Raw genomic sequence first — 25267 nt, 5'->3', positions numbered from 1 at the left:
GTATTATGTGCAAAATTGATTCATATCATCACTTGGAGATGTGCCGTGGCATTAGTTTTAGATGGTCGTGCATTGGCGAAGCAAATTGAAGCTGACTTGTTAACACGCGTAGAAGCGTTAAAAGAGAAGTCAGGTCGTACCCCAATTCTTGCGACTATTTTGGTAGGTGACGATGGTGCATCTGCAACTTATGTGCGTATGAAAGGAAATGCTTGCCGCCGTGTCGGTATGGATTCATTAAAAGTTGAACTTCCTAAAGAAACCACAACTGAACAATTGCTTGCTGAAATTGAAAAATTAAATGCAAACCCAGATGTTCACGGTATTTTGTTACAACACCCAGTCCCTGCTCAAATTGATGAACGTGCTTGCTTCGATGCAATCTCGCTTGCAAAAGACGTAGATGGCGTGACTTGCCTAGGTTTTGGCCGTATGGCAATGGGTGAAGCAGCTTACGGTTCAGCTACACCTGCTGGCATCATGACGATTTTGAAAGAAAACAACATCGAAATCGCGGGTAAACATGCGGTTGTTGTGGGTCGTTCTGCTATTTTGGGTAAACCAATGGCTGCAATGCTACTTGAAGCGAATGCAACAGTAACGATTTGCCACTCACGTACACAAGATTTAGCAAGCTTTGTTAAGCAAGCAGACATTATTGTGGGTGCTGTTGGTAAAGCTGAATTGATTCAAAAAGATTGGATTAAATCGGGCGCAGTGGTTGTAGATGCTGGCTTCCATCCACGTGATGGCGGTGGTGTTGGCGATATTCAATTGGTAGGTATTGAAGAAATTGCTTCTGCTTATACGCCAGTTCCAGGCGGTGTAGGCCCTATGACGATTACAACTTTGATTCGTCAAACTGTTGAAGCTGCTGAAAAAGCTTTAGGTTAATACAGTTGCCATTGTTGCGGCGGAGTCTTTCCGTTGTGACTTATAAATGTAAGAAGCTCGTATGCTACTTTTGTTTCGGCAAAATGAGAAGCGAGCTTCGCAAGAAAACCATTTGTCATCTGCTGAACTCGACATATTTTGTCTTTTGATTAATGTTGTCGCAGAAACAGTGTTAATTTGAATGAGGTCTGCCTCAAACAGCAGCAGATGACGATGTCGTGTATCCAATACGTTTATAAATTCAAATAAAATTATCCCCAAGGCTTAATATGAGCTGTACTTTCCAATTCCCCCAAGCCCCTGAGCACCTCCTTAAAGCACTGCATAATGTGATTCCACACTGTGAATTGCATGCACAGCAATTGCCTGAAACCCTAATTTCTTTGTGGCTGATTCCTCCTGTATTTCCAACGGATAAAATGGATGACGAAGTCATTCGCCGTATTTGGAATGACACGCCGTATTGGATTTTTTGTTGGGCTTCAGGGCTTGCGATGGCGCAGTGGTTGCTGGCAGAACCTCATCATGTTAAAGACAAAGTGGTGTTGGATTTTGGTGCGGGTTCAGGTGTAGTTGCAATTGCTGCCAAAATGGCAGGGGCAAAGCGTGTGATTTGCTGTGATATTGATCAAGTGAGCTTGGATGCTTGTCGTGCAAATGCCGAGTTGAATAATGTTGAGCTTGAATATTTAGATGATCTGTATAAGGCAGAGCAAGTCGATATTCTGTTGGCGGCGGATGTGTTGTATGACCAGTGTAACCGTTTTTTCTTAGATGAGTTTTTAAAGTTTGCGCCAGAGGTTTGGGTAGCAGACAGTCGTGTCAAAAATTTTAGTCATCTAAAGTATGAAAAACTCGATGAGCGTAGTGCAACCACTTGGCCAGATTTGGATGAATCACCTGAGTTTCGCAATGTCAGCTTTTATAAGACGCTCTAAAAAGTGACTGCTGTAAAAAAATAAGACGCCAATGCGTCTTATTTTTTGTGCATTTACTGCATTATGAGCAAGTGTAACGCACCACACGTAAGGTTGCAGGGCGTGCATCTAGTGCATTTTGTGCACCGAGGTTGTCTGTATTACGTAGGTCTGGTGTATTGCTCAGCCCAAAGCTTGCACGAGAGTTGCCAATTTGACGACCATATTGTTGCGCTGTGGTTGCTGGGTTGGCAATTTCATTAATACTTAAAATATTCAGCTTAAATGTGCGATGTTGGCCAAGTACTTTTTGGCAGGCGCGCTGTAATTTATTTTCGTCTAATTGTTGATTTTGTCGTCCAGCCAAGGTGTAAGCCAGCGTCGCACTTGTGGCATTTTGTGCTTCAATTTGATACCCAGCATGGCCATTATAAGTTTGGGGAGTGCTTTGGCAAGCTGCTAAAAATGTGGTGCAACATCCTAAAGTAAACAATTTAAGTGCTATTTTCATGAAGGTCATTTCCAGTCTTGTTATTTCTATGGCTGAGTATGACATAAACAGACCTTAGACTCGATGGCGAAAATGCAGGTGACCTTATAAAAACATGATGCAGTGTGGAAATATGCCACTGCAGTTGAGCAGTGGCAGGGCGCTTAGTGTTCTTTAATTTGAGAATGGTGTTTAGTGTCTTTCATAAAGATATATACCAGCAGTGAAATAAAGATCATCACGGTGACATAAACAAAGAACCACGATTCATGACCTGCTTCTTTAAAGCTGAGCGCAAAGAATTCTGCAGTACCCCCAAAAATTGTATTGGCTAGCGCATAAGGAAGTGCAACACCTAAAGCACGAATATGCGCAGGGAACATCTCTGCTTTTACTACAGCATTAATAGAAGTATAGCCTGTAACAATGATGAGACCTGCTAAACATAACCAAAATGCAGTCCAATAGTCCTGTGTTTGTCCCAAGGCATCAAACAGCACGTATGTAAATAGAACGCCCAATACACCAAAGGCGATCATAATAGGTTTACGACCAATTCTATCAGACAATGCACCTGCAACAGGCTGTAAGCACATGAAAATAAACAGAGCTAAGGTGGTAATTTGCGTTGCGGCGGGTTTGCTAAAGCCTGAAGTATTGACCAAATATTTTTGTAAATAGGTGGTATAGGTATAAAAAGCCAAAGTACCCCCTGCGGTAAGAAAGAGCACCGTAAAAGCTTCTTTAGGATAGTGTTTAAATAAGGAAAGTAAGCCAGATTCAGGTTGGTCTTTTTCTTTTTGTGCATTTTGAAATGATTGTGTTTCGAGTAAGCCACGACGGATACGGAACACCACAACAGCCAAACAAGCACCAATGAAAAATGGGATACGCCATCCCCAATCATGTAGCTGTTGCTCTGTCAGTAGCCATTGCAGTATCAGTAAAACGCAGAGCGCAGTGAGCTGCCCAGCAATTAAGGTCACATACTGGAAACTCGAAAAAAAGCCTCGGTGGTTTTTCTCAGCCATTTCACTTAAATAAGTCGCACTGGCACCATATTCACCGCCAACACTTAGGCCTTGAATTAGCCGTGCGACCACTAAAATAATGGGCGCGAAGATGCCGATTTGGTCATGTGTAGGTGAGATGGCAATCATTAATGAGCCAATACACATGAGCGTAACAGACAGGGTTAAACCCGATTTACGGCCTTTTTTGTCAGAGTAAACTCCCATAATCCATGCACCAATTGGTCGCATGAGGAAACCGACAGCAAAAATGGCTGCTGCTTGGAGGAGTTGGGCAGTTTGGCTACCTTGTGGGAAAAAGGCATGGGCAAAATAGAGTGTGAAGGCAGCATAGACATACCAGTCATACCATTCAACTAAGTTGCCAGCAGAACCACCCAAGATGGATTTAACCCGCGTTTTGGTGTCCAGCGGCGCAGGCTGCATTGCGGTATTCGTCATTGTTATATCCATTTATTTTTGTTTGAAGTTTTATCTTAAGTCTGCTGCTTTACTGGAAAGGTAACGAAATTAAACAAATTGTATATAAAATGTTCATTATGCCGAAGAGGTGTTACATTGAATTGAGCACTTATTCATGCTGAGTGGTGGTAAATATAAGTTGAGTGAATTTTTTCTTAGTGATGGAATGGTGACTTGGGATTGGAAGAATTAAAAAATGCACTGAAAATAACAATAAGAGGAGACGCTTATGCATGATTTATATGACTTGGCGATCATTGGTGGAGGAATCAATGGTGCGGGTATTGCTGCAGATGCGGCAGGACGCGGTTTAAGTGTCTTCTTATGTGAAAAAGATGATTTGGCTTCGCATACTTCTTCTGCGAGTTCTAAATTGATACATGGTGGTTTGCGTTATTTAGAGCATAAAGAATTTCGCTTGGTGCGTGAGGCATTGGCAGAACGTGAAGTGCTGTTAAAGAAAGCCCCACATTTGGTACATCCTATGCGTTTTATTATGCCTCATCAGCCTCATTTAAGGCCTGCATGGCTAATTCGAGCAGGTCTATTTATCTATGATTATTTAGGTAAGCGTGAACAGTTACTCGGGTCAGAACAAGTATTTTTTGAAAGCCCTGACAGCCCGTTAAAAGCGAATTTTAGCCGAGGCTTTGAATATTCCGATTGTACGGTTGATGATGCGCGTCTGGTGGTGGTGAATGCAATGCTGGCACATGAGCATGGCGCTAAAATTATGACGCGAACGATTTGTTTGTCCGCACAGCGTATGGCGGGTGTTTGGGTGCTGGAATTAGAAAAAGATGGACAACGGTTGTGGATTAAAGCCAAGGCATTGGTTAATGCTGCCGGCCCTTGGGTTGCTCAATTTATTCAGCAAAGTCTGGCGCTAAAACCTGCTTATGGTATACGGTTGGTACAAGGTAGTCATATCATTGTGCCTAAGCTGTATGCTCAAAATAAAGCCTTTATTTTGCAAAATCATGATCAACGCATTGTTTTTGCCATTCCGTACTTAAATCAATATACCTTAATAGGTACGACGGATCGTGAGTATACCGGCGACCCTAATACAGTCGAAATCAGCCCTGAAGAAATCAATTATTTATTGGATGTGTCCAATGCACATTTTAAAACACCGCTGACAGCGCTAGATATTATTGCAACTTATTCTGGTGTGCGACCGCTGTGTGATGATGAGTCGGATAACCCAGCTGCGGTTACTCGTGATTATACTTTGGCTCTAGATGTAACTCTTGATGAAGCACCGCTACTTTCGGTATTTGGTGGGAAGTTGACGACATATCGCAAATTAGCAGAAGCAGCATTAGAACAGTTAAAGCCATTTTTTGGTGATTTGGCACCTCACTGGACGGAAAGTGCGTTATTGCCAGGTGCAGAGCAGTTTTCATCTATAGACCAACTTGCGACTGAGATCGGGTATAAAATAAAAGGGCTAGACGAATATACAATACAGCGCTGGGTTTATGCCTACGGCACACGGGTGTGGAGTTTGATCAAGCAAGCTGGATCAGTGCATGAATTGGGGCTGAACTTTGGTCATGGTTTGTATGCGCTAGAAGTCGATTATTTGGTTGAGCATGAGTGGGCAGTGAGTAGTGAAGATATATTAAAACGTAGGACGAAACTGTATTTGCAATTTAGTGTGGATGATGCGCAGCAATTGGATGATTATTTAACGGCGCTACATGAGCACCGTATGAAAAAGAATGTTGCGTAGTAGATATCTTTATTTACTATTGCGAATTTATTTCTGAAGTCATCCATTTGTTAATCATTGATTGAATTTGTGGAATGGCATCAATTGGATTGAAGTTGTTGGTTTTATTGATGAAATCTGAGCCTATTAACATAGGCTTATATTTGGATTTCCATCTTTCAGCCATTATATATGCGCGTGTAACAAAAATATTGGGTAACTGTGGCACTTTATAATATTTAAAAATTCTATCAGGGAGGCAGGCATCAATTATAATATCATCACCAATCGTAACCCACGCATGAACATTTTGGACGCCAGATCTAATATTGTTTTTGTATTCGTGCGTTAAGTTTTCTAAAGTGACATCAAATTCATCTGTGTGGAAAATTTCAACTTCTCCAAAAACTATTTCAGCATCACAGTTTAGTGCGTTTAACCATGCATATAAAGCTGCAGAAAAATTAATACAAGAGGCTCCTCTATAATTATTTCCAAATTGACTGATAAGAATAGGTAAAATTCTTTCATTTAATAAGAATGATAGTTCTTCAAGTTTTTTATTAGATATTTTTGAATATGGTTTTATGGGAATAATATTTTCAAAATCTAATTTTTTAGATTGTTCCAAAGCTTCGATAGTCTTTATTCTATAGGTGGTAGAATATTTTTTATTCATGAAATTGAGAGATAATCTATTGATTTTATTAATTGTATCACTAAATTGGGTTTATAAGAGTTAATGGTAAAAGATTTAATAAAAATAAAAAAGACCGCATATAGCGGTCTTTTTTTTAATCGCTTAAATGATTAAGCAGATTTAACAGCAGCTAAAAGCTCGTCTTGGCGAGTTTTAAGCGCAGCTGGTAAACGGTCACCTAACTTGTTGAACAATTCAGTGTGGCTTTCAAGTTCTTTGATCCATTGATCTTTGTCTTGAGAAGTAACAAGGTCAAATTGTTCTTTAGTGAAGTCTGAACCAGTCCAGTTCAATTGTTCATAAGTTGGTACACGGCCGATTGGTGTATCAATTGCAGTAGCACGACCTTCACAGCGGTCAATGATCCACTCAAGAACACGCATGTTTTGACCGAAACCAGGCCATACGAAGTTGCCTTCAGCATCACGACGGAACCAGTTCACGTTGTAGATACCAGGAAGCTTGTTGCCAGCAGCAGCAGCTTTCTCGCCTACTTGTTCGCCCATTTCTAACCAATGAGTGAAGTAGTCAGCCATGTTGTAGCCAGCAAATGGAAGCATCGCAAATGGGTCACGACGAACAATACCTTGTTGACCAACAGCAGCAGCAGTTGTTTCAGAGCCCATAGTTGCAGCTTTATAAACACCGTCAACCCAGTCAAATGCTTCTGAAATTAGAGGCACTGTGTCTGCACGACGACCACCGAAGATGAACGCAGAGATTGGAACACCAGCTGGATTTTCCCAGTCAGCATCGATAGAAGGGCATTGACCAGCAGCAACAGTGAAGCGAGCATTTGGATGCGCAGCTTTTTCAGCGCCAGTATGCGGTTGGCCTTTCCAGTTTGTAAGATTAGCAGGCGCTTCTTTAGAAAGACCTTCCCACCATACTTCGCCATTGTCTGTCACAGCAACGTTTGTATAAATAACGTCTTTGTGAAGAGTAGCCATACAGTTCGGGTTAGTCTTAGTATTTGTACCAGGCGCTACACCGAAGAAACCAGCTTCAGGGTTGATTGCATATAAGCGACCGTCTTCACCTGGTTTGATCCAAGCAATATCGTCACCTACAGTTTCAATTTTCCAACCTTCATAACCAGCTGGTGGAATCAACATTGCAAAGTTTGTTTTACCACAAGCAGATGGGAATGCAGCTGCGATGTAGTGTTTTTCGCCTTGTGGATTAGTCACACCAAGGATCAGCATGTGTTCAGCTAACCAACCTTGTTGACGACCCATTGAAGAAGCAATACGTAAAGCTAGGCATTTTTTACCCAACAATGCGTTACCGCCGTAACCAGAACCGTAAGACCAGATTTCACGAGTTTCTGGGTAATGAACGATGTATTTTTCAGGGTTGCAAGGCCAAGCAACGTCTTTTTCGCCCTCTGCAAGTGGCGCACCAACAGTGTGTACGCAAGGTACGTATTCGCCATCAGTACCAAGAACGTCATAAACAGCTTTACCCATACGAGCCATTTTAGACATGCTTACAGCAACGTAAGGAGAGTCAGTAAGTTCGATACCGATGTGAGCAATATGAGAACCTAAAGGACCCATAGAGAAAGGTACTACGTACAAAGTACGACCTTTCATTGAACCGTCGAATAAACCGTTAAGACGAGCACGCATTTCAGCTGGAGCTTCCCAGTTGTTTGTTGCGCCAGCATCTTCTTGCTTTTCAGAGCAGATGTAAGTACGACCTTCAACACGAGCAACGTCAGAAGGATCAGAATTAGCAAGGTAAGAACCAGGATGTTTTTCTTGGTTAAGTTCTTGCATTGTGCCGTTAGCGATCATCAAGTCGATATAACGTTGATATTCTTCTGCGCTACCGTCACACCATTCGATTTTTGCTGGTTTGGTTAATTTTGCAATTTCTTCCACCCAAGCAATAAGCTTAGGGTGACGAACGAATTCTGGTGCGTTCACTTGGGTCATGGTGAGGCCTATCTAAAGTGTGTACAAACTGTACAAAGTCTAATCTGTGCAAAGGGTTACAATGCGCAGATGAAATATTAAAAAAAGTGGCGCTATTAAAGCATAATTTCATAAAAAAAATAAGACTAAAGAAGTGGTAGATTTTATTTGGTAGATAATGCTATTTATGATTTATTTTGTTAAATAACAACAACTTGTGTTATTTTAATTATTTTTTAATCATATTTTTTGTTTTAATGGGTATTATTTATTTTATATATAATTATATAAAACAATGGCTTGTACTTGCTTTGTAATTGGGAAATATTATTGATTAAATAAATGGTGGTAATTCGAATTTTACATAAAGGTGCTATTAATTGTTGATAAATTCTACAAAATAATAATATTCAGGGTTGAGACGTATAAAAAATGTCTAAACAAACGAAACCTTTATCCATTATATATAATCAAAATTCAGGTTTTCATGCCAATCAAAAAGAAGATGGATATGAGGAAATATTGCATATTTTCTCGGCGCATGATTTTGAAATACAGTCATTTGAAATTAGTGAATTTGGAAACTTTGCAAATTTCATGTCGCATGTGTTAGCGCGTCATCAACAACTTGATAATCATGGAGTTGTGGTGGTTGCGGGTGGAGATGGCACCTTAAATGCTGTTGCGCAATACTTAATGGGTACGTCAATTCCAATGGGAATATTGCCTTTAGGTACATTTAATTATGTTGCACGTGTGTTGGATATACCACTGCAATTAAAACAGGCTGCAGAAGTTATTGTGCAGGGGCTAATTCGTGAAACGCATGTTGCCAGCATTAATAACCATATTTATTTAAATAATGCGAGTTTGGGGTTATATCCTTTATTTATAAAAAAACGTGAAATTTATAATCAACGTTTTGGGCGCTTTCCAGTACATGCATACACTTCGGGCTTAGATGTATTAATTCGTGATCGCAAGGAATTAAAACTACAGATTGAAGTGGATACTATTTATTATCCTGTTAAAACACCGCTGATTTTCTTTGGTAATAATCAGCTACAGTTGGCAGATCTAAATTTAAAAATTGCAAAACAGGCTGCTTTAGGCAAAGTCGCAGGCGTAGTGGTTGCTAAGAGCGATAAACTCAGCTTGTTTAAAATGCTGTGGCAACTGATTCGTGGCAACCTAGAACATACTCCAGATGTTTATAGCTTTGCTGCAGATGAAGTCAAAATACATGCAAATAGTAAAAAACTAACCGTGGCTGTCGATGGGGAACTTAAAGAGTTATATCCACCTTTATGTATAAAGGTACATAAACATGCCTTAAAGATTATGGTGCCTAATGTTAGTTCATCTTTCTGATTTACATTTTGGGACAGAGCAACCCGAATGTATACGTGCCTTAGGTGATTTTTGTGCCCTGCATCAACCTGAGCTTATTGTTGTGAGTGGGGATTTAACTCAGCGCGCACGTTTTCAGCAATTTTATGCGTGTAAGCAATTTTTAGAGAGTTTAAAGCGTCCATATTTGGTGGTGCCTGGAAACCACGATATACCGCTATTTCATTTGTGGAATCGATTTATTAGTCCATTTGCGCGTTATCAACTTTTTTTTGGCAATATGGAAACAACGCTAGAAACAGAACATTTCATGATTGTTGGGGTAAATAGCATCCGTCGACGTTACCATACACGTGGACATATTTCTTTGGCGCAAATTGCAGAAGTGGATCAATTGCTTAAGCAAGCGCCACAGCAAAAGCTTAAATACGTGGTTGCACATCAGCCATTTTATATACCGCCACAAGAGAAAGAAGCGTTGAAAGATTGTCCTGTGCTCGGGCGAATGGCTTTACAGACTTGGGCTAAAAATGGATTAAATGGGCTATTGCATGGGCATTTACATCAAGTAGCGCGCTATGATTTAAATCAAATTTATCAGCTGGGTTGTGATCATCCCATTTGGGAGATTCATGCAGGAACGGCGACATCACATCGATTACATCATGGTTTAGCCAATAGTTTTAATACTCTTGATATGCACGGAAATATGCAAGCTTATGTCTTTGATATGGCCAGCCAACAGTTTTGTTTGGCGCAACAATTAGAAGCTTTAATTTAGAAAAGATTGAAACTGCATAAAAAATCTACAAAAAAAGCACTTTTTTTAATTTTAGCCCTTGAAGCAGATTTTTCCATCCCCACAAAAGTGTCATATCAAAATTTTGTCGATGACCTAGGAATAAGAAGTCATCTTCACATCGTAATCAATGACATTTTTAAATGTCTATGGAGCTAGAAATGAGCAAGATTCGTCCTTTACATGACAACGTTGTTATCCGCCGTGTTGAGAAAGAAACTAAAACTGCTGGCGGTTTAATCTTGAGTACTTCTGCTGCTGAACAGCCAGCTCAAGGTGAAATCATTGCAGTGGGTAATGGCAAAGTAACTGACAACGGTGTACGCGCACTCGACGTTAAAGTAGGCGACAACGTACTTTTTGGTGCTTATGCAGGCACTAAAGTAAAAGTTGAAGGTGAAGAACTTCTTGTGATGAAAGAATCTGACATCTTAGCTGTACTTGAAGGCTAAGTTTAGATCTCTCAAACCGAATTCGATTTGAAAAATATATTAAAAATTTTGGAGTAAACCATGTCAGCTAAAGACGTAAAATTTGGTGATTCAGCGCGTTCAAAAATGATCGCGGGCGTAAACGTACTTGCAGACGCAGTAAAAGTAACTTTAGGTCCTAAAGGCCGTAACGTTGTCATCGACCGTTCTTTCGGTGCGCCACACATCACTAAAGATGGTGTTTCTGTAGCAAAAGAAATTACGCTAAAAGACAAGTTTGAAAACATGGGTGCTCAGCTTGTACGTGAAGTATCTTCAAAAACCAATGACATCGCGGGTGACGGTACAACAACTGCAACTGTACTTGCTCAAGCAATCCTAAACGAAGGTATCAAATCAGTAACTGCTGGTATGAACCCAATGGATCTTAAACGCGGTATCGACATCGCAGTTAAAGCGGTTGTTGCTGAAATTAAAGCGACAGCTAAACCAGCTTCTGACTCTAAAGCGATTGAGCAAGTTGGTTCGATCTCTGCGAACTCTGATACAACTGTGGGTTCTTTAATTGCGCAAGCAATGGAAAAAGTAGGCAAAGAAGGCGTAATTACAGTTGAAGAAGGTTCAGGCTTCGAAGACTCGCTTGACGTTGTAGAAGGTATGCAGTTTGACCGTGGTTATATCAGCCCGTACTTTGCAAACAAACAAGATACGTTAACTGCAGAACTTGAAAACCCATTCATCCTTCTTGTAGACAAAAAAATCAGCAACATCCGTGAATTGATTGCTGTACTTGAAGCTGTTGCTAAAACAGGTAAACCACTTCTTATCATCGCTGAAGATGTTGAAGGCGAAGCGTTGGCTACACTTGTAGTGAACAACATGCGCGGTATTATCAAAGTATGTGCGGTTAAAGCACCAGGTTTTGGTGATCGTCGTAAAGCTATGCTTCAAGATATCGCGATTTTAACTGGCGCGACTGTGATTTCTGAAGAAGTTGGCATGTCACTTGAACAAGCTTCTCTTCAAGATTTAGGTACAGCGCATAAAGTTACTGTTTCTAAAGAAAACACAGTAATTGTTGATGGTGCAGGTGTTGCAGAGCAAATTGCTGAACGGGTAACTCAAATTCGTGCGCAAATTGAAGAATCAACTTCAGAATACGACAAAGAAAAACTTCAAGAACGCGTTGCTAAATTGGCAGGCGGTGTTGCTGTAATCAAAATCGGTGCTGCAACTGAAGTTGAAATGAAAGAGAAGAAAGATCGCGTTGACGATGCACTTCATGCAACTCGTGCTGCAGTTGAAGAAGGTGTTGTAGCAGGTGGTGGTGTTGCACTTGTACGTGCTGCAAAAGCACTTGAAGGTGTGTCTGGTGCTAACGATGACCAAAATGTAGGTATTAACATTTTACGTCGTGCAATTGAAGCGCCACTTCGTCAAATCGTTGCAAACTCTGGTGATGAGCCATCAGTTGTAATCAATGCTGTGAAAAACGGTGAAGGTAACTTCGGTTATAACGCTGCAACTTCAGAGTATGGCGATATGCTTGAAATGGGTATTCTTGACCCAGCTAAAGTAACGCGTTCTGCGCTTGAGCATGCTGCATCTGTTGCAGGTCTTATGCTTACAACTGAATGTATGATTACTGAAATCCCAGAAGACAAGCCAGCAATGCCAGATATGGGTGGCATGGGTGGTATGGGCGGTATGATGTAAACCTCAGCGTACCCAAACTTCAAAAACCTCGTATCGTCAGATACGGGGTTTTTTTATGGCGCAGTTTTTGTAATGTAGAGATTGCACACGTGAAAAGACAAAATCACCTAGCTATTTTTTATTTACGTATTAAATGTGTGATATGTATCTAAACTACTTTTTTTTGTGAATAAAACTTATTATTCTTGTTTAGAACAATAATAAAAACAAATGATTAAATAAATGTAATGCAGGCTGGAGTAGGCATAAAGGGGATAAAAATGGATAACCGAGAACACGAAATTATAGGCAGTATTTATGATGCCGCTGTAGATGTGAATTTATGGCCGCAAGTAATTGAAAAAATTGTTCAATATACAGACAGTAAAACCGCCATTTTTACTGCCTTAGATCAATTTAGTCCAAGTTACGATTTTTTATTTAGTCACAATATTCCAGATGAAGCTTTGCATGCCTATCGTGATGAGCGGATTCGCGTGATTGACATGCAGTTACACCGAGTATTGTGGGAAAATTTAGGTGTGGGGCAAGTAGCGAGCTCGGATTTATCGCATTATGGGGAAAACCCTGAAAGTGATGAATATATCTTTTATGAACGGTGTTTGAATCCGACGGGAATTAGTTATATCTCGGCTGTTTTGCTCGATCAGGGTTCACATCGTTGGGCAGTTTTAGGATTACATCGTGCGCCAGATGTAGCGCCGTATCAACAAAAAGAGTTGGATTTTTTAAAGCATTTGGGTGTGCATTTGCGCCGTGCCTTACAAATCCATCGTCAATTTAGTTTGGTTAAACAAGAAAATTTAAGTTTGTATAGTGTGCTCGATCATTTAAAAACAGGTGTAATTTTGCTTGATCATCAGCTGAGTTTGATTTATTCAAACCCTTTAGCTCAAAGCATGCTGGAACACGATTCATGTTTAGATTTGGACTTGTATAATCGTTTAAAAACCCATGCTTATGATCAAAGTCGTTTAGATCAATTATTACATTCAGCGTTGTTGGGACAGTCGGCATTAAACGCAGATGTAGGCGGTGTATTGTCTTTGTCAGATGCGAAAGGAAAACAATTAATGCTGACTATCGTACCTTGTTCTAAATTAAAAAATATGCAGCATCAAAATGCAGGACAACATCAAATTGCGGTATTTCTGACCGATAAGCATCAGCACTATGCCTTGTCAAAAGCCTATTTGCAGCAAGCTTATCAATTGTCTAAACGTGAGTTTGAGCTGTGTGAGTTGTTGTTGAATGGTTGTAAGTTAGAAGAAATCGCGGAACATTGTGGAGTTACGCTCAGTTCGGTGCGCACTTATTTTAAAAATATTTATGAAAAAACCCAATGCAAATCGCAAATTGAACTCATGCATTTATTAATGGGTTGTACCATTCATTTTGAGCATATTGGTTAAAGCTGCCTAAATTTTGCTTAGGCAGCTTTAAAATATGTTTAGTTACTACGTTGTAGGGTAATAGTGTCTTCGCCTTGTGGATGCAAGGTTAGACTTGTTCCGGAGATGCTATAAGTTGCATTAACTTTAGCGCTATCCGAAGTGTCATGTAATCCACCGCAACCGTTGGTGTCATATAACACTTCTGTTACGGCAAGTGTATTGGATGTTATTGAATATTTACCATATTCAATTCCTGGGTTATCGCAATCACCTTCGGTGTCTAACAAGAAATAGAATCCTGTGTCAAAGAAAGCAAACAAGTGAGTTTGATTAAATTGCCAAGTGCCAACTAGACCTGATGATTGTTTTACTTTAGTTAAAATATAGGTGCTATTACTTCCTACATCAGTCAGCACTAGATCTGTGCCATTATAACTTAGGCGGTGGTGACCATCATTGTCAGGATGTGAAAGCCCGTAGTCACCGTTTGTATCTATGGAAATTACAGGGTTCAGCGCTGAGGTTAAAGCATTCCAATTTAATTGTCCGATTTCAATACCAGGCTTCCCTGTTTCATCAGCTACATCTGCTTCACCCAGAGCATAACGTCCATCGGGTAAAATATGTAATAAAACAGCAGATGCATTGGTACGTCCAATTTCCCAAGTTCCAGCAATATCTTTATAGAATTGGCTTGCGCTACTTGTGGTAGCACCTTCTGTATTGGGTCTTGTGAGTATAAATGTACCTTCATTTGGTTCGTGGAGTGTAAGTGATGTCGAATTAACCGTGACTGGTAGACCTGAGCTTGAGTTTGCACTATTGTCAGATAAGCCTGCACAGCCATTTGTATCGATCAGGATATTATCTACGAATAACTTTCCATCTTGAACACGATATTTACCATATTCGATACCTGGTCCACCACAAGGCATTTCTCCAACTTCCACTTGATCGTCCCCAACAGCATCAACCATGATATAGGTATTATTATCTGGATTGAAAACAAATAGTTGCTTGCCTGAACTTGAGTTCCAAGCACCGGCAATGCTCGAATTGTTTTGAGGGACTTTAGTAAATGTTGCACTTTCATTAGGGTTTTGAGCTTCAGAAATTTTTAACTGCGTACCATCAAATGATATTTTCATATCACGTGTTTTTCCAGAATCAGTTAAGCCCCAATCTTCATTTGTATCAATTGAAGATTGCGCCCATAAATCTCCAGCAACAGCATTTACCGATAATTCACCATACTCCATGCCATTTGCACTATCAGATGGTGAGCTAACAATAGGTTCGCCAATCAGGTATTTCCCGTCTGAGGTTACTTGAAGTACGATTTCTGAGTCAGCATTTTTCGCATACCAAACCCCAACGATATCTTTGAGTAGTGTTTGGTTAAAGTTAGCTTGTGCTTCTGTTGCGCTAACTACGACTTTATCTTTAAAATCTTCTATTGTTTGTAGAACAGGTTGAAAGCTTGTAATAAATTCAGTTGTTGGTTTAGAGAGGTCAATTGAGTTTGCAGGGAGTTGACTCACTGAGTCAGGGATTTGAATACCATCGTCATGCCCCCCCTGAGAATCTAAAGATTGTAAAAAAATAAGTAAATTTGTTCGTGTTGTTACATCATCAGCTAACTCCACAGGGGTAATACGATCAGCACCAATCACTGTGCCAATTTCAATATTTCCGATGGAGAAAGTGATTTCATCACCCTCTTGATATTCAAACTCCCCTTGAGCATTTGTACGTTTAGAGACACCATTAATTGTATAAGTTGCACCACTCACAGGCCCATCGGTCAGTACGCCAGTTTTTGTGGTGTTTGATGGTGGGGGAGCAGAACTACCAGAATCATTGTCTGACCCGCCACATGCACTGAGTAAGCCTGCTAAAGTTAAGCATAATAAGGTTTTTTTCATCATGAATTCCTTGTCATCCAAATTGTTATGTCAGAAGTATAGAAATAAGATGAATCTAGGAGCTATCCCAAAATTGGGAGGTCAAATACAAAATCTGTGAGAAAAAATGAAGAAAAAACAATATTTTTGTGAAAAAGTATAATTTTTTGATTTTCAGTCACGGAAGATCCACTCGCCTATGTTAATTTGAAGAAAAATATTGCGTGTTTAAGCCCAATCGCCACCAGAAAGTGATCTTGTTCTATGCTGTCAAAATTTTTTATTGAACGTCCAATTTTTGCAGGTGTGCTCGCTATTATAGTGATGGCCGTACTTCACTTAGCGCTGCAATTGGTGTTGTTGGTGGTCGTGTAGGTCTTTCTTATGTATTTGGCGGTAAATAATTACCCGTAAATACATTTGGATTAAACAAAAAAATCCCCGCAAATGCGGGGATTTTTTATATTTAAAATTTATTTATGTTATGAAAATACGTTACAAGTTAGTAAAAAGAAATTTTAAAAAATATACTTATTTTTTAAAATTTTGTTTTGTTGATAGGGGTTATAAATTTTTTTTTACTAATGGTTATGAAATTGTATTGAAAAAAAAGCTTTAAAAAGATTATTTAAAATAAAAATATCCTTAAATGGGGATGTATTACGGAACATTGTTGAGTATAGGATTTTTTCTTGAATAAAAACTAAATGTCAAGAAAGGTGAACCTTATGAAATATAAATATACAGCCCTAACAGCTTCTATTTTCTATATTATCTATGGCTATGCAGGTATAGCAAATGCTACTGTGCAAGATGATGTAATAGCTCCTAACTATATTCAGACACCAGAGCTGACTGTAAATAACATAAACTCATCAGGATTAATAGCAGCGAATTTAATTAATGCTAATGACCTTACAGCTAATACTATTAATGTTAATGGAGGTGTATCTAGCACATCGCAAAACACGGTGACCCAAACTGTTCAAAATGTGTATTTTACCGATGATTATGGGAATTATGCGGGAAGTGCGATCCAATATTATAATGGTCTAACAAATTTATATTTATCTGGAGATAATACTGTATCTGGGACTTCTAATTTAAATGATACAAATATTAATGGGACATTAATAACAAATAATTTACAAATTAATGGCACACTTTCTGGTGTAAGCCAAATGAATATTAACGATTTGCGTGCAACTGGCCTATCTTTTGTGGATCAAAATGGTCAATCGGATGGTAGTTATATTTATAGTCAAAATGGCCATACTGATTTGCAACTTAATGGCAATGCAAATATAACTACAGCCAATATTAATGAATTGACAGCAAGTAAATTGACCACTGGTGATTTACAGATAAATGGAGCTTTAACGGGAATCAATCAGATGGATTTAAGAAGTTTAAATACATCTATGGTGCAATTTGTGGATCAAAATGGTCAATCTACAGGTTTTATTGATAGTTATAATGGCACGTCAAATTTATATTTGAATGGCAATGCAACTATAAATACCGCTAATATTAATGAATTAACAGCAAGTAAACTGACCACAGGTGATTTACAAGTAAATGGTACCTTAACAGGAATTAACCAGATGGACTTGAGGGGTTTAAATACATCTACGGTTCAATTTGTGGATCAGAATGGTCAATCTACAGGTTTTATTGATAGTTATAATGGCACGTCAAATTTATATTTGAATGGCAATGCAATTATAAATACCGCTAATATTAATGAATTAACAGCAAGTAAACTGACCACAGGTGATTTACAAGTAAATGGTACCTTAACAGGAATTAACCAGATGGACTTGAGGGGTTTAAATACATCTACGGTTCAATTTGTGGATCAGAATGGTCAATCTACAGGTTTTATTGATAGTTATAATGGCACGTCAAATTTATATTTGAATGGCAATGCAATTATAAATACCGCTAATATTAATGAATTAACAGCAAGTAAACTGACCACAGGTGATTTACAAGTAAATGGTACCTTAACAGGAATTAACCAGATGGACTTGAGGGGTTTAAATACATCTACGGTTCAATTTGTGGATCAGAATGGTCAATCTACAGGATTGATTGATAGCTATAATGGCACAGCCAATTTGTACTTGAATGGCAATGCATCTATAAATACCGCTAATATTAATGAGCTGATTGCTGGTGATTTGCAAGTAAAAGGGGCATTAAAAACAAATACTATTGATGTTCAAAATAATTATATCAATCATTTGGCTAATGCTGTTGATGATCATCAAGCAGTTAATTTAGGTCAAGTAAATGGTTTGTTGCGTGATTCTCTTATTGGTGTAAATACATATACAGATAATCAGGTTGCAATTTTACGTCAAGAAGCCTTAGTAGAAACAGGACGTGTAAATCAAGCCGTTACCGATGGAGATAAAGCAACTTTAGCTTCTGCCAATAAAGCCATAGCGGATACGGCAACTGCATTACGTCAAGAAGCTTCCGTTGAAACAGCGCGTGTCAATCAAGCCATTACAGATGGAGACAAAGCAACTTTGGCCTCTGCAAACAAAAATACAGCGGATACGGCAGTAGATTTACGTCAAGAAGCTTCCGTTGAAACAGCACGTGTCAATCAAGCAATTTCTGATGGAGATAAAGCAACATTAGCTTCTGCAAATAAAACCATAGCAGATACAGCAGCGGTATTACGTCAAGAAGCCTCAGCAGAAACTGCACGTGTCAATCAAGCCATTACAGATGGAGACAAAGCAACTTTGGCTTCTGCAAATAAAACTACAGCAGATACAGCAGCGGTATTACGTCAAGAAGCTTCCGTTGAAACAGCACGTGTCAATCAAGCCATTACAGATGGAGACAAAGCAACTTTGGCTTCTGCAAATAAAACTACAGCAGATACAGCAGCGGTATTACGTCAAGAAGCCTCAGCAGAAACAGCACGTGTCAATCAAGCCATTACAGATGGAGACAAAGCAACTTTAGCCTCTGCAAATAAAACTACAGCAGATACGGCTACAGCCTTGCGTCAAGAAGCTTCTGTGGAAACAGCTCGCGTTAATCAAGCAATTTCTGATGGTGATAAGGCAACTTTGGCTTCTGCAAATAAAACCACAGCGGATACGGCAACTGCTTTACGTCAAGAGGTATCAGCTCAAGTTATTCAGGTAAATAAAACCATCACCGATGGAGACAAGGCAACTTTAGCTTCTGCCAATAAAACGACTGCGGATACAGCTACAGTATTGCGTCAAGAAGCTTCAATAGAATCAGCACGTGTAAATCAAGTAATCACCGATGGTGATAAAGCAACTTTGGCCTCAGCAAACAAAAATACAGCAGATACGGTAGCAATTTTACGTAAAGAGACATTAGCTGAAACTGGTAGGTTGAATACGGTAATTTCAGAAGCAGATGCTAATACCCTTGCGCAAGCGAAAGCATATACTGATGCAAATTTGAATGGTTCCCCAAATGTTGCGGTGAGCTCATCACAAGGTTTACAGCAAGCTACTGCATCTGGACAAGATTCAATAGCAATTGGGCAGAATGCAAGTACGGGTACTGGTGGTGCTTCTGCTTTGGCTATGGGACATAGTGCAACAGCTAACGGAGCTTCATCAATAGCGTTAGGATCTGGTGCACAGGCTTTGGGTGTACAAACTGTTAGTATTGGTACAGGAAATATTGTTAGCGGAGATCGTTCTGGCGCGTTGGGTGATCCAAATATAGTTTCAGGTAGTGCCAGTTATGCTTTTGGTAATGATAACACCATTTCAGGTGATAACACTTTTGTATTGGGTAACAACGTAAACACCTCAGCACAAAATACAGTTGTTCTTGGAAATAACTCAAGCTCAACAAGGAATAATACTGTATCCGTTGGTTCAACAGGGAGTGAGCGTCAAATAACTAATGTTAAGGCAGGGACTATAGATACTGATGCAGTAAATTTAAAGCAAATGAAAGATGCTGATCAAACAATTTTAGCATCAGCCAATGCATTTACAAATGAGACTGCAAAAACGATTAGAAGTGAGGCAACAGCAGAATCTGCACGAATTAATTCTGTAATTGCTAAAACAGGTGTTGATACATTAGCGTCAGCAAAGTCTTATACAGATACGCAAGTAAGCGTATTGGATTCACGTGTTAGTCAATTAAATAGTCGAGTGGGTGATGTAGAGCAAACATCGTATCGGGGGGTTGCAATTGCACTTGCTGCTCAACAGCAAATTCCAAACATTGGTGCAGGTCAAGTTGCAGTATTTGGTGGTGTTGGTCACTATGAAGGCGAATCTGCTGCTGCTTTAGGTCTTGCAAGCGTGCTAAATGATGGCCGTACTGCATTCAGTGCTGCACTAGGTTTTGCTGGTGGTAATGAAGTGGGTGGTCGTGTAGGCGTATCTTATGTGTTTGGCGGTAAATAATTACCCGTAAATACATTTGGATTAAACAAAGAATCCCCGCAAATGCGGGGATTTTTTATATCTCGATTTAAAGCTTAATTAAGTGATAAATATGATATTTTTGACAGAATACTAAAAAAATGAATATTTAGGAAAAGTAAACAATAAAAAGGCAACCTTATGGATATTGAAATTGAAAATCATATCATTGGGGAAATATACGATGCCGCGGTCAATCTTTCTTTATGGCCTGAAATACTCAAAAAAATTGTGGATTATACAGCCAGTAAAACCGCAATATTGACAGTATTAGATTTATTAAACCCTAAATATAATATTGTTTTTACATACAATATTCCTCAAGCAAGCATAGACGCTTACCAAGATGAAAATGTGAAAGCAATCGATATGAAGCTTCATGTTCCACTATGGGATAGCATTGGTGTTGGTGGTGTCATGCATTTTGATTTAAGTCACTATGCAAGCAGTACAAATGCAGACAAACAAGAATTTTATGAGAAATGCTTAAAAATTACTGGCATTAGTTATATTGCTGCCGTATTACTCGATAAAGGGGAATATCGCTGGTCAGTTTTAGGTATTCACCGTGAAGCAGTCAATCAAGAGTTTAGTCACGACGAAATGATGTTCTTTCAGCGACTGGGTGTGCATATCCGTCGTAGTTTACAAATCTATAAGCAATTAAGCTTTGCGCAGACAATGGGGCAAAATTTATTTCAAATATTAGACTTAATCAAAATTGGCATTATTTTAATTGATGAAGATAAAGTTTTAAAATACAGCAATAAAGCCGCACAGGCCTTATTAGAGCAATCTAAATTATTCGAATTTGATCAAAAAAATCGTTTGCTGGTCAGGCGGGATCAACAAGCTAAATTTGAAAAAACTGTACAGAGTGCGCTCTATAAGCGCCAAGACACACATCATGATATAGGTGGTGTACTTGAGTTGAAAGCCAAAAATGGACAAGACTATATGCTAAGTATTACACCTTTAAGTAGTATTCAGCATTTAATCCAGATTGAGCAAGGTGCATTTGCTGTGTTGTTCTTATCTGAAAAGCAACAACAATATTCACTTTCGAATGATTACTTAAAGGAAACTTTTGCATTAACTACACGTGAATGTGAAATGTGTGTGCGCTTCGTCAATGGCGCGAATATGGAAGATATTGCGACGCAATGTAGCTTAACAATTAGTTCGGTACGAACGTATTTTAAAAATATTTTTGCCAAAACCCAAAGTACCACTCAGGTTGAATTGATGCGTAAGCTGATGAGTTTGTCGATGGGTTTTGAGCATATTGTGTAATGGAACATGAGCTTCATTCATTAGATCATGTTCCATTCAGTTTATAAGTGACTCAGTGTGCTTACAGGTTCATCTTCATATTGGATATTGATGGTTTTATCGTTGAGGCTATATTTAAAGGTATCTAAGTCATATTTATGCTGACTTAAATCTCCCCATGTGTCGACTAGACCTAGGCAACCTGTGGTGTCGTATTGAACAGATTCGGCTTTTAAAATGCCATTGCTTGCAGAATAAGTTCCATACTCAATACCTGGGCCACCACAGTCTTCATTACTTAGTCCTACGTACAAATATGTTTTGTCGTTATACATGGCGACGAGTGCATCAGCATTTTTCCAAGCACCGACGATGCTGTTGCTTTCACTCGGGAGTTTGGTTAATACAACAGGTGTAGGGTCTTCAGTGAGTAACTGTAACGTTCCTTCTGTTTTGCCATACAGTAAGCTAAATGGTTGACTCGAATCAGAAAGTCCCCAGCCACCATTGGTGTCTTGAGTTAATGGGCTAACCACTGTTAATTTGCCTGTGAGTGGATCCCATTTAAATTTGCCTTGTTCAAATCCAGATTGTCCATCATTGTCGGCAGGTCCTACTTGTGCAAAGATAAAGTGTAGGTATTTATCTTTGTTAACAGTTTCAACTGCACCTTTAATATAGAGCAAAACTCTGGTGCCGTTATTGCTATAACTCCAAACACCTTCATTGTCTTTGGCAAAGCTATCAATGAAGTTTGCTAAGGCCGTTTCTGAAGGGACCACAGCAGTTCCAGATGCTTTTACAGCTTGAAGGAAAGTGGCATCGGCTATAAATGACGCGGTAGGTGTATTCAATACAATTGTTTTGTCTTTTAAAGCCTCTACGGTCTTGGTGGAAATTTCAATACTATTGCTATGATTTTGGTCGGCATCTAAAGATTGAAGCAAAATGATTAAATTGTTGTGGATAACTGGATCTGTAGCGAGTTCAAGTGGAGAGATTTTTGCTTGCGCTGTGACCGAGCCAAGCACTATATCACCGATAGAAAAGGTCACTTTGTCGCCTTCATTATACTTAAATGAACCTTTACCATTTGTTGATGATGCATCACCGGTTGTACCCTCATAGCTGACAACACCTTGGCTATTTTTAGATACATAGTGCACACCACTGATTACAGCATCAGTCAAAATACCAATTTTATTCGTCGTGCTTGGTGTTGTGGGGGTATTTGGATTGCCATTATTATTTGTGGATTGACCATCAGATGAACTGCCACCACCACAGGCTGTGAGGAGTGTAACTATAGCAAGGCTAAGTAGGGTATGTTTCATGGATTGATCCTTTTTGATGCTTCTTGTTATGTTTCGATCTTAAAAATCTTTATTACAATCGACTATCTTCAAATAGGGATGATTTGAAGCTTTTTTTAAGATAAATTTAAGTTTTTGATTTGTTGCATCCACTAAATAAAAATAAAAAATGGCTGTTTGAGTTTTTTGTAGGTTATTATTTTATAAGGTTAATTTTGTTATAATCTAAAAATCCTGCATTGGGGTATAAATGGATTAATTTATACAATGCACATATTTTTATAAATTTTATTTCATATTCAAATGTTTATTTTTTTCTAAAAATAATGCTGAATTAATAGCCATATTTTATAAGTTTAAATGATTATAATTCGCATTAATTTTTTTGGATTGGTTTTTCGAAGTGCAATATCCACGTTCGACCTTGTCATTTTCAATTCTGGTGGCTTTAAGTTCTATAACTCATGCAGAAGTCTCTCCAGAACCACTCAATACAGAGGCACAACAGCTACAAACAATTACCGTGAAGGCACCCAAGCAAGAAGCCAAATATGTGGCAACTAAAGCACAAGCTGTGCTTCGAACGGATGCTCCATTGTTTGAAACTGCACAAGCCATAAGTGTGTTAACTCAGCAACAACTAGAACAAAAGCAAGTGCAAACAGTTGCGGAAGCATTGGATGGTGTAGCTGGCGTGACTTCCGGCCAATATGGTCGTAGAGGGTGGGATGACTTTGTTATCCGTGGGCAAATTTCAAGCTCGCAAACATATATAGATGGCTTGCGTATTCAAACCTCAGACAATGTTTTACGTTCGGAGGATATTTCTGGGCTTGAATCGATTGAGGTTGTGAAAGGGCCGACTTCAGTTGGATTTGGTTTAAGCTTACCTGGTGGTATGGTCAATCTTACCACCAAACGCCCACATGCAAGCACAGAGGCTAAAGGAACGCTCAGTGTGGGGAGCTATGGATTAAAAGAGGGGACATTCGATCTCAATTATGCACCGAATGACACAGAAAAAGGTGCATTTCGACTGGTTGGTCGGGTATCAGATCAAGATGATCCAACCGATCAAGTTTTTTTCAAAAATTATTATATTGCAACATCTTATAATTTTGATTTAGGTGAAAAAGATGAGCTTTCGGTTATCGCCAGTTATCAGCATAGAAATTATTTACGCCAGCAAGGTATACCTTTTAGTAATGGAGAATATATAAATTATTCGCATAACTTATTTTTTGGTGATCCAGATTATGGTTATGACGTGGATGTGTACCGCTTAGGGGCGAACTATGCACATTATTTTGATAATGATTGGATTTTTAAACAAAATTTTGCTGTGACACAAACCAATACTGTTGGTAATTCTATCTTAGCGTCAGGGCGTAGTAGCTTGCCCATTATTAAGCGTGCAATTAATAATCAAGATAAACAAGATGTCAATTATGCATTGGACACCAATGTGCAGCGTAAGTTTGACTTTGGCGCAGTGCAATATGATTTGATGGCGGGTTTAGATTTAATGCACGAGCGCAGTGATTATTATCGCCGTACAGATACCATTAATGACTTTAATGTGAATGCACCCAATTATGGTGATGTTGTTATTAAAAAGCCGGGTACACCTAGCCATGAAATGACGTATAGCCAGTATGCTGGAGCATATATACGTAATACGCTAAGCATTGATGATACCTGGATCATTGGTTTATCTGGGCGTCATGATTGGACACAGGTAGAAATTAATAATTTACTCAATGGCTCAAATCAGAAAAACTCCGATAATGCATTTACGGGTAGTGCTTCTGTCATGTATCGCATCAATGACATGTTTGCGCCCTATATGAGTTATTCGACCTCGTTTATGCCTGTCACCGATTCAGGCGAAGATGGTCGCTTATTAAATCCAGAAAAAGGTCAGCAGACTGAAATTGGGGTCAAGCTCCAAGCTTTGGATCAACGCTTACAAGGCTACGTGGCTTATTATGATTTGACCCGTAAAAATGTAACAGAAACAGATAGCTCTGGAAATTTTTCAATCCAAACAGGTGAGCAAAAAACCAAAGGTTATGAAGCAGAGCTGGCGGCAACGTTGAATCCACAGTGGAAAGTATTGGCTAGCTATAGTTATATTCCGACAGCAGAAGTCACTGAGAGCTTGACTGCAAGCGAGATTGGCAAGCGTACGAATCATGTGGCGAAAAACGCAGCATCATTGTCAACGCAGTATTATTTTAGTCCAGATCAATTGGGTTGGCGTGTAGGTGCGGCTATGCGTTACCAAGGAGCGCGTACTGCACAGCGTGGCACAGATTATGTAGACCTTCCAACTTATGTGCTTTTTGATGTAAATGCAGGTTATGAAGCCAAAGACTGGAGTGCAGGGTTAAGCCTGAAAAATCTATTTGACCGTGAGTATTTGGCAGGTACAACGCCGAATGCACAGTTGGTGAATTGGGGAGACCCGCGTATGCTACGTTTTAACCTAAGTTTTAAATATTAATTCA

The 25267-nt window shown here is 39.2% G+C and carries 17 protein-coding genes and 1 pseudogene; 12 read left to right on the top strand and 6 right to left on the bottom strand.

The annotated features are described in order from the left end of the window. Positions 1 to 45: 45 nt before the first annotated feature. Positions 46 to 894: a bifunctional methylenetetrahydrofolate dehydrogenase/methenyltetrahydrofolate cyclohydrolase FolD gene (folD, locus tag C9E88_RS11990; protein ID WP_106985707.1), complete on the top strand. Its 849-nt coding sequence runs from the start codon at positions 46 to 48 to the stop codon at positions 892 to 894. A gap of 269 nt (positions 895 to 1163) precedes the next feature. Then, positions 1164 to 1832 carry a class I SAM-dependent methyltransferase gene (locus tag C9E88_RS11985; protein ID WP_106985706.1) on the top strand — a complete coding sequence of 223 codons (669 nt, stop codon included), beginning with the start codon at positions 1164 to 1166 and terminating at the stop codon, positions 1830 to 1832. A gap of 61 nt (positions 1833 to 1893) precedes the next feature. On the opposite strand, the gene C9E88_RS11980 is transcribed toward C9E88_RS11985, so the two are convergent. Continuing rightward, the gene (locus tag C9E88_RS11980) at positions 1894 to 2322 is read right to left on the bottom strand and encodes a hypothetical protein (RefSeq protein WP_106985705.1); all 429 of its coding nucleotides are present in this window, start codon (positions 2320 to 2322) and stop codon (positions 1894 to 1896) included. A 143-nt stretch (positions 2323 to 2465) separates the two neighbouring features. After that, positions 2466 to 3785: an MFS transporter gene (locus C9E88_RS11975; RefSeq protein WP_106985704.1), complete on the bottom strand. Its 1320-nt coding sequence runs from the start codon at positions 3783 to 3785 to the stop codon at positions 2466 to 2468. Between the two features lie 238 nt (positions 3786 to 4023). Here C9E88_RS11975 and glpD point away from each other — a divergent pair, with 238 nt between their 5' ends. Then, complete coding sequence (gene glpD, locus C9E88_RS11970; protein WP_106985703.1) at positions 4024 to 5532, top strand: glycerol-3-phosphate dehydrogenase; 1509 nt, start codon at positions 4024 to 4026, stop codon at positions 5530 to 5532. 16 nt (positions 5533 to 5548) lie between these two features. On the opposite strand, the gene C9E88_RS11965 is transcribed toward glpD, so the two are convergent. Then, a complete protein-coding gene (locus C9E88_RS11965; RefSeq protein ID WP_106985702.1) occupies positions 5549 to 6190 on the bottom strand; it encodes a hypothetical protein in 642 nt (213 codons plus the stop codon). Positions 6191 to 6321: 131 nt separating this feature from the next. Further along, a complete protein-coding gene (locus C9E88_RS11960; RefSeq protein ID WP_106985701.1) occupies positions 6322 to 8151 on the bottom strand; it encodes a phosphoenolpyruvate carboxykinase (GTP) in 1830 nt (609 codons plus the stop codon). A 411-nt stretch (positions 8152 to 8562) separates the two neighbouring features. Here C9E88_RS11960 and C9E88_RS11955 point away from each other — a divergent pair, with 411 nt between their 5' ends. The 5 genes from C9E88_RS11955 (at position 8563) to C9E88_RS11935 (ending at position 13838) form a co-directional block, all read left to right on the top strand. Next, positions 8563 to 9501 carry a diacylglycerol/lipid kinase family protein gene (locus C9E88_RS11955; RefSeq protein ID WP_106985700.1) on the top strand — a complete coding sequence of 313 codons (939 nt, stop codon included), beginning with the start codon at positions 8563 to 8565 and terminating at the stop codon, positions 9499 to 9501. Further along, positions 9482 to 10261, top strand: a complete 780-nt coding sequence (locus tag C9E88_RS11950) for a metallophosphoesterase family protein (RefSeq protein ID WP_106985699.1) — start codon at positions 9482 to 9484, stop codon at positions 10259 to 10261. The genes C9E88_RS11955 and C9E88_RS11950 overlap by 20 nt, the downstream gene beginning before the upstream one ends. A gap of 179 nt (positions 10262 to 10440) precedes the next feature. Then, entirely contained in the window at positions 10441 to 10731 is a 291-nt protein-coding gene (locus C9E88_RS11945; protein WP_005008328.1) for a co-chaperone GroES, read from the top strand. 60 nt (positions 10732 to 10791) lie between these two features. Next, on the top strand, positions 10792 to 12426 hold the full coding sequence (groL, locus tag C9E88_RS11940) for a chaperonin GroEL (protein ID WP_106985698.1): 1635 nt from the start codon (positions 10792 to 10794) through the stop codon (positions 12424 to 12426). A 260-nt stretch (positions 12427 to 12686) separates the two neighbouring features. Further along, positions 12687 to 13838 (top strand): helix-turn-helix domain-containing protein, encoded by a 1152-nt coding sequence (locus C9E88_RS11935; RefSeq protein WP_106985697.1) that lies wholly within the window; start codon positions 12687 to 12689, stop codon positions 13836 to 13838. Between the two features lie 38 nt (positions 13839 to 13876). On the opposite strand, the gene C9E88_RS17855 is transcribed toward C9E88_RS11935, so the two are convergent. Then, on the bottom strand, positions 13877 to 15745 hold the full coding sequence (locus tag C9E88_RS17855; RefSeq protein WP_227865792.1) for a hypothetical protein: 1869 nt from the start codon (positions 15743 to 15745) through the stop codon (positions 13877 to 13879). Between the two features lie 243 nt (positions 15746 to 15988). Here C9E88_RS17855 and C9E88_RS18010 point away from each other — a divergent pair. The 3 genes and pseudogenes from C9E88_RS18010 to C9E88_RS11920 form a co-directional block, all read left to right on the top strand. After that, positions 15989 to 16054, top strand: a pseudogene (locus C9E88_RS18010) (hypothetical protein); the annotation flags it as partial. A gap of 398 nt (positions 16055 to 16452) precedes the next feature. Then, on the top strand, positions 16453 to 20154 hold the full coding sequence (locus tag C9E88_RS17665; RefSeq protein ID WP_162368842.1) for a YadA-like family protein: 3702 nt from the start codon (positions 16453 to 16455) through the stop codon (positions 20152 to 20154). A gap of 159 nt (positions 20155 to 20313) precedes the next feature. Then, positions 20314 to 21465, top strand: coding sequence for a LuxR C-terminal-related transcriptional regulator (locus C9E88_RS11920; RefSeq protein WP_106986151.1), 1152 nt, complete (start codon positions 20314 to 20316; stop codon positions 21463 to 21465). A 41-nt stretch (positions 21466 to 21506) separates the two neighbouring features. On the opposite strand, the gene C9E88_RS11915 is transcribed toward C9E88_RS11920, so the two are convergent. Next, positions 21507 to 22778: a hypothetical protein gene (locus C9E88_RS11915; protein ID WP_106986150.1), complete on the bottom strand. Its 1272-nt coding sequence runs from the start codon at positions 22776 to 22778 to the stop codon at positions 21507 to 21509. A gap of 382 nt (positions 22779 to 23160) precedes the next feature. Between C9E88_RS11915 and C9E88_RS11910 the strand changes: the two genes are divergently transcribed. Beyond that, positions 23161 to 25263, top strand: a complete 2103-nt coding sequence (locus tag C9E88_RS11910) for a TonB-dependent siderophore receptor (protein ID WP_106986149.1) — start codon at positions 23161 to 23163, stop codon at positions 25261 to 25263. The last annotated feature ends 4 nt before the right edge of the window (positions 25264 to 25267 follow it).

This window comes from Acinetobacter cumulans (assembly GCF_003024525.3).
Classification (GTDB): domain Bacteria; phylum Pseudomonadota; class Gammaproteobacteria; order Pseudomonadales; family Moraxellaceae; genus Acinetobacter; species Acinetobacter cumulans.
Note: the sequence above shows the minus strand (reverse complement) of the source record. Positions and strands in the feature narration are given on the sequence as shown.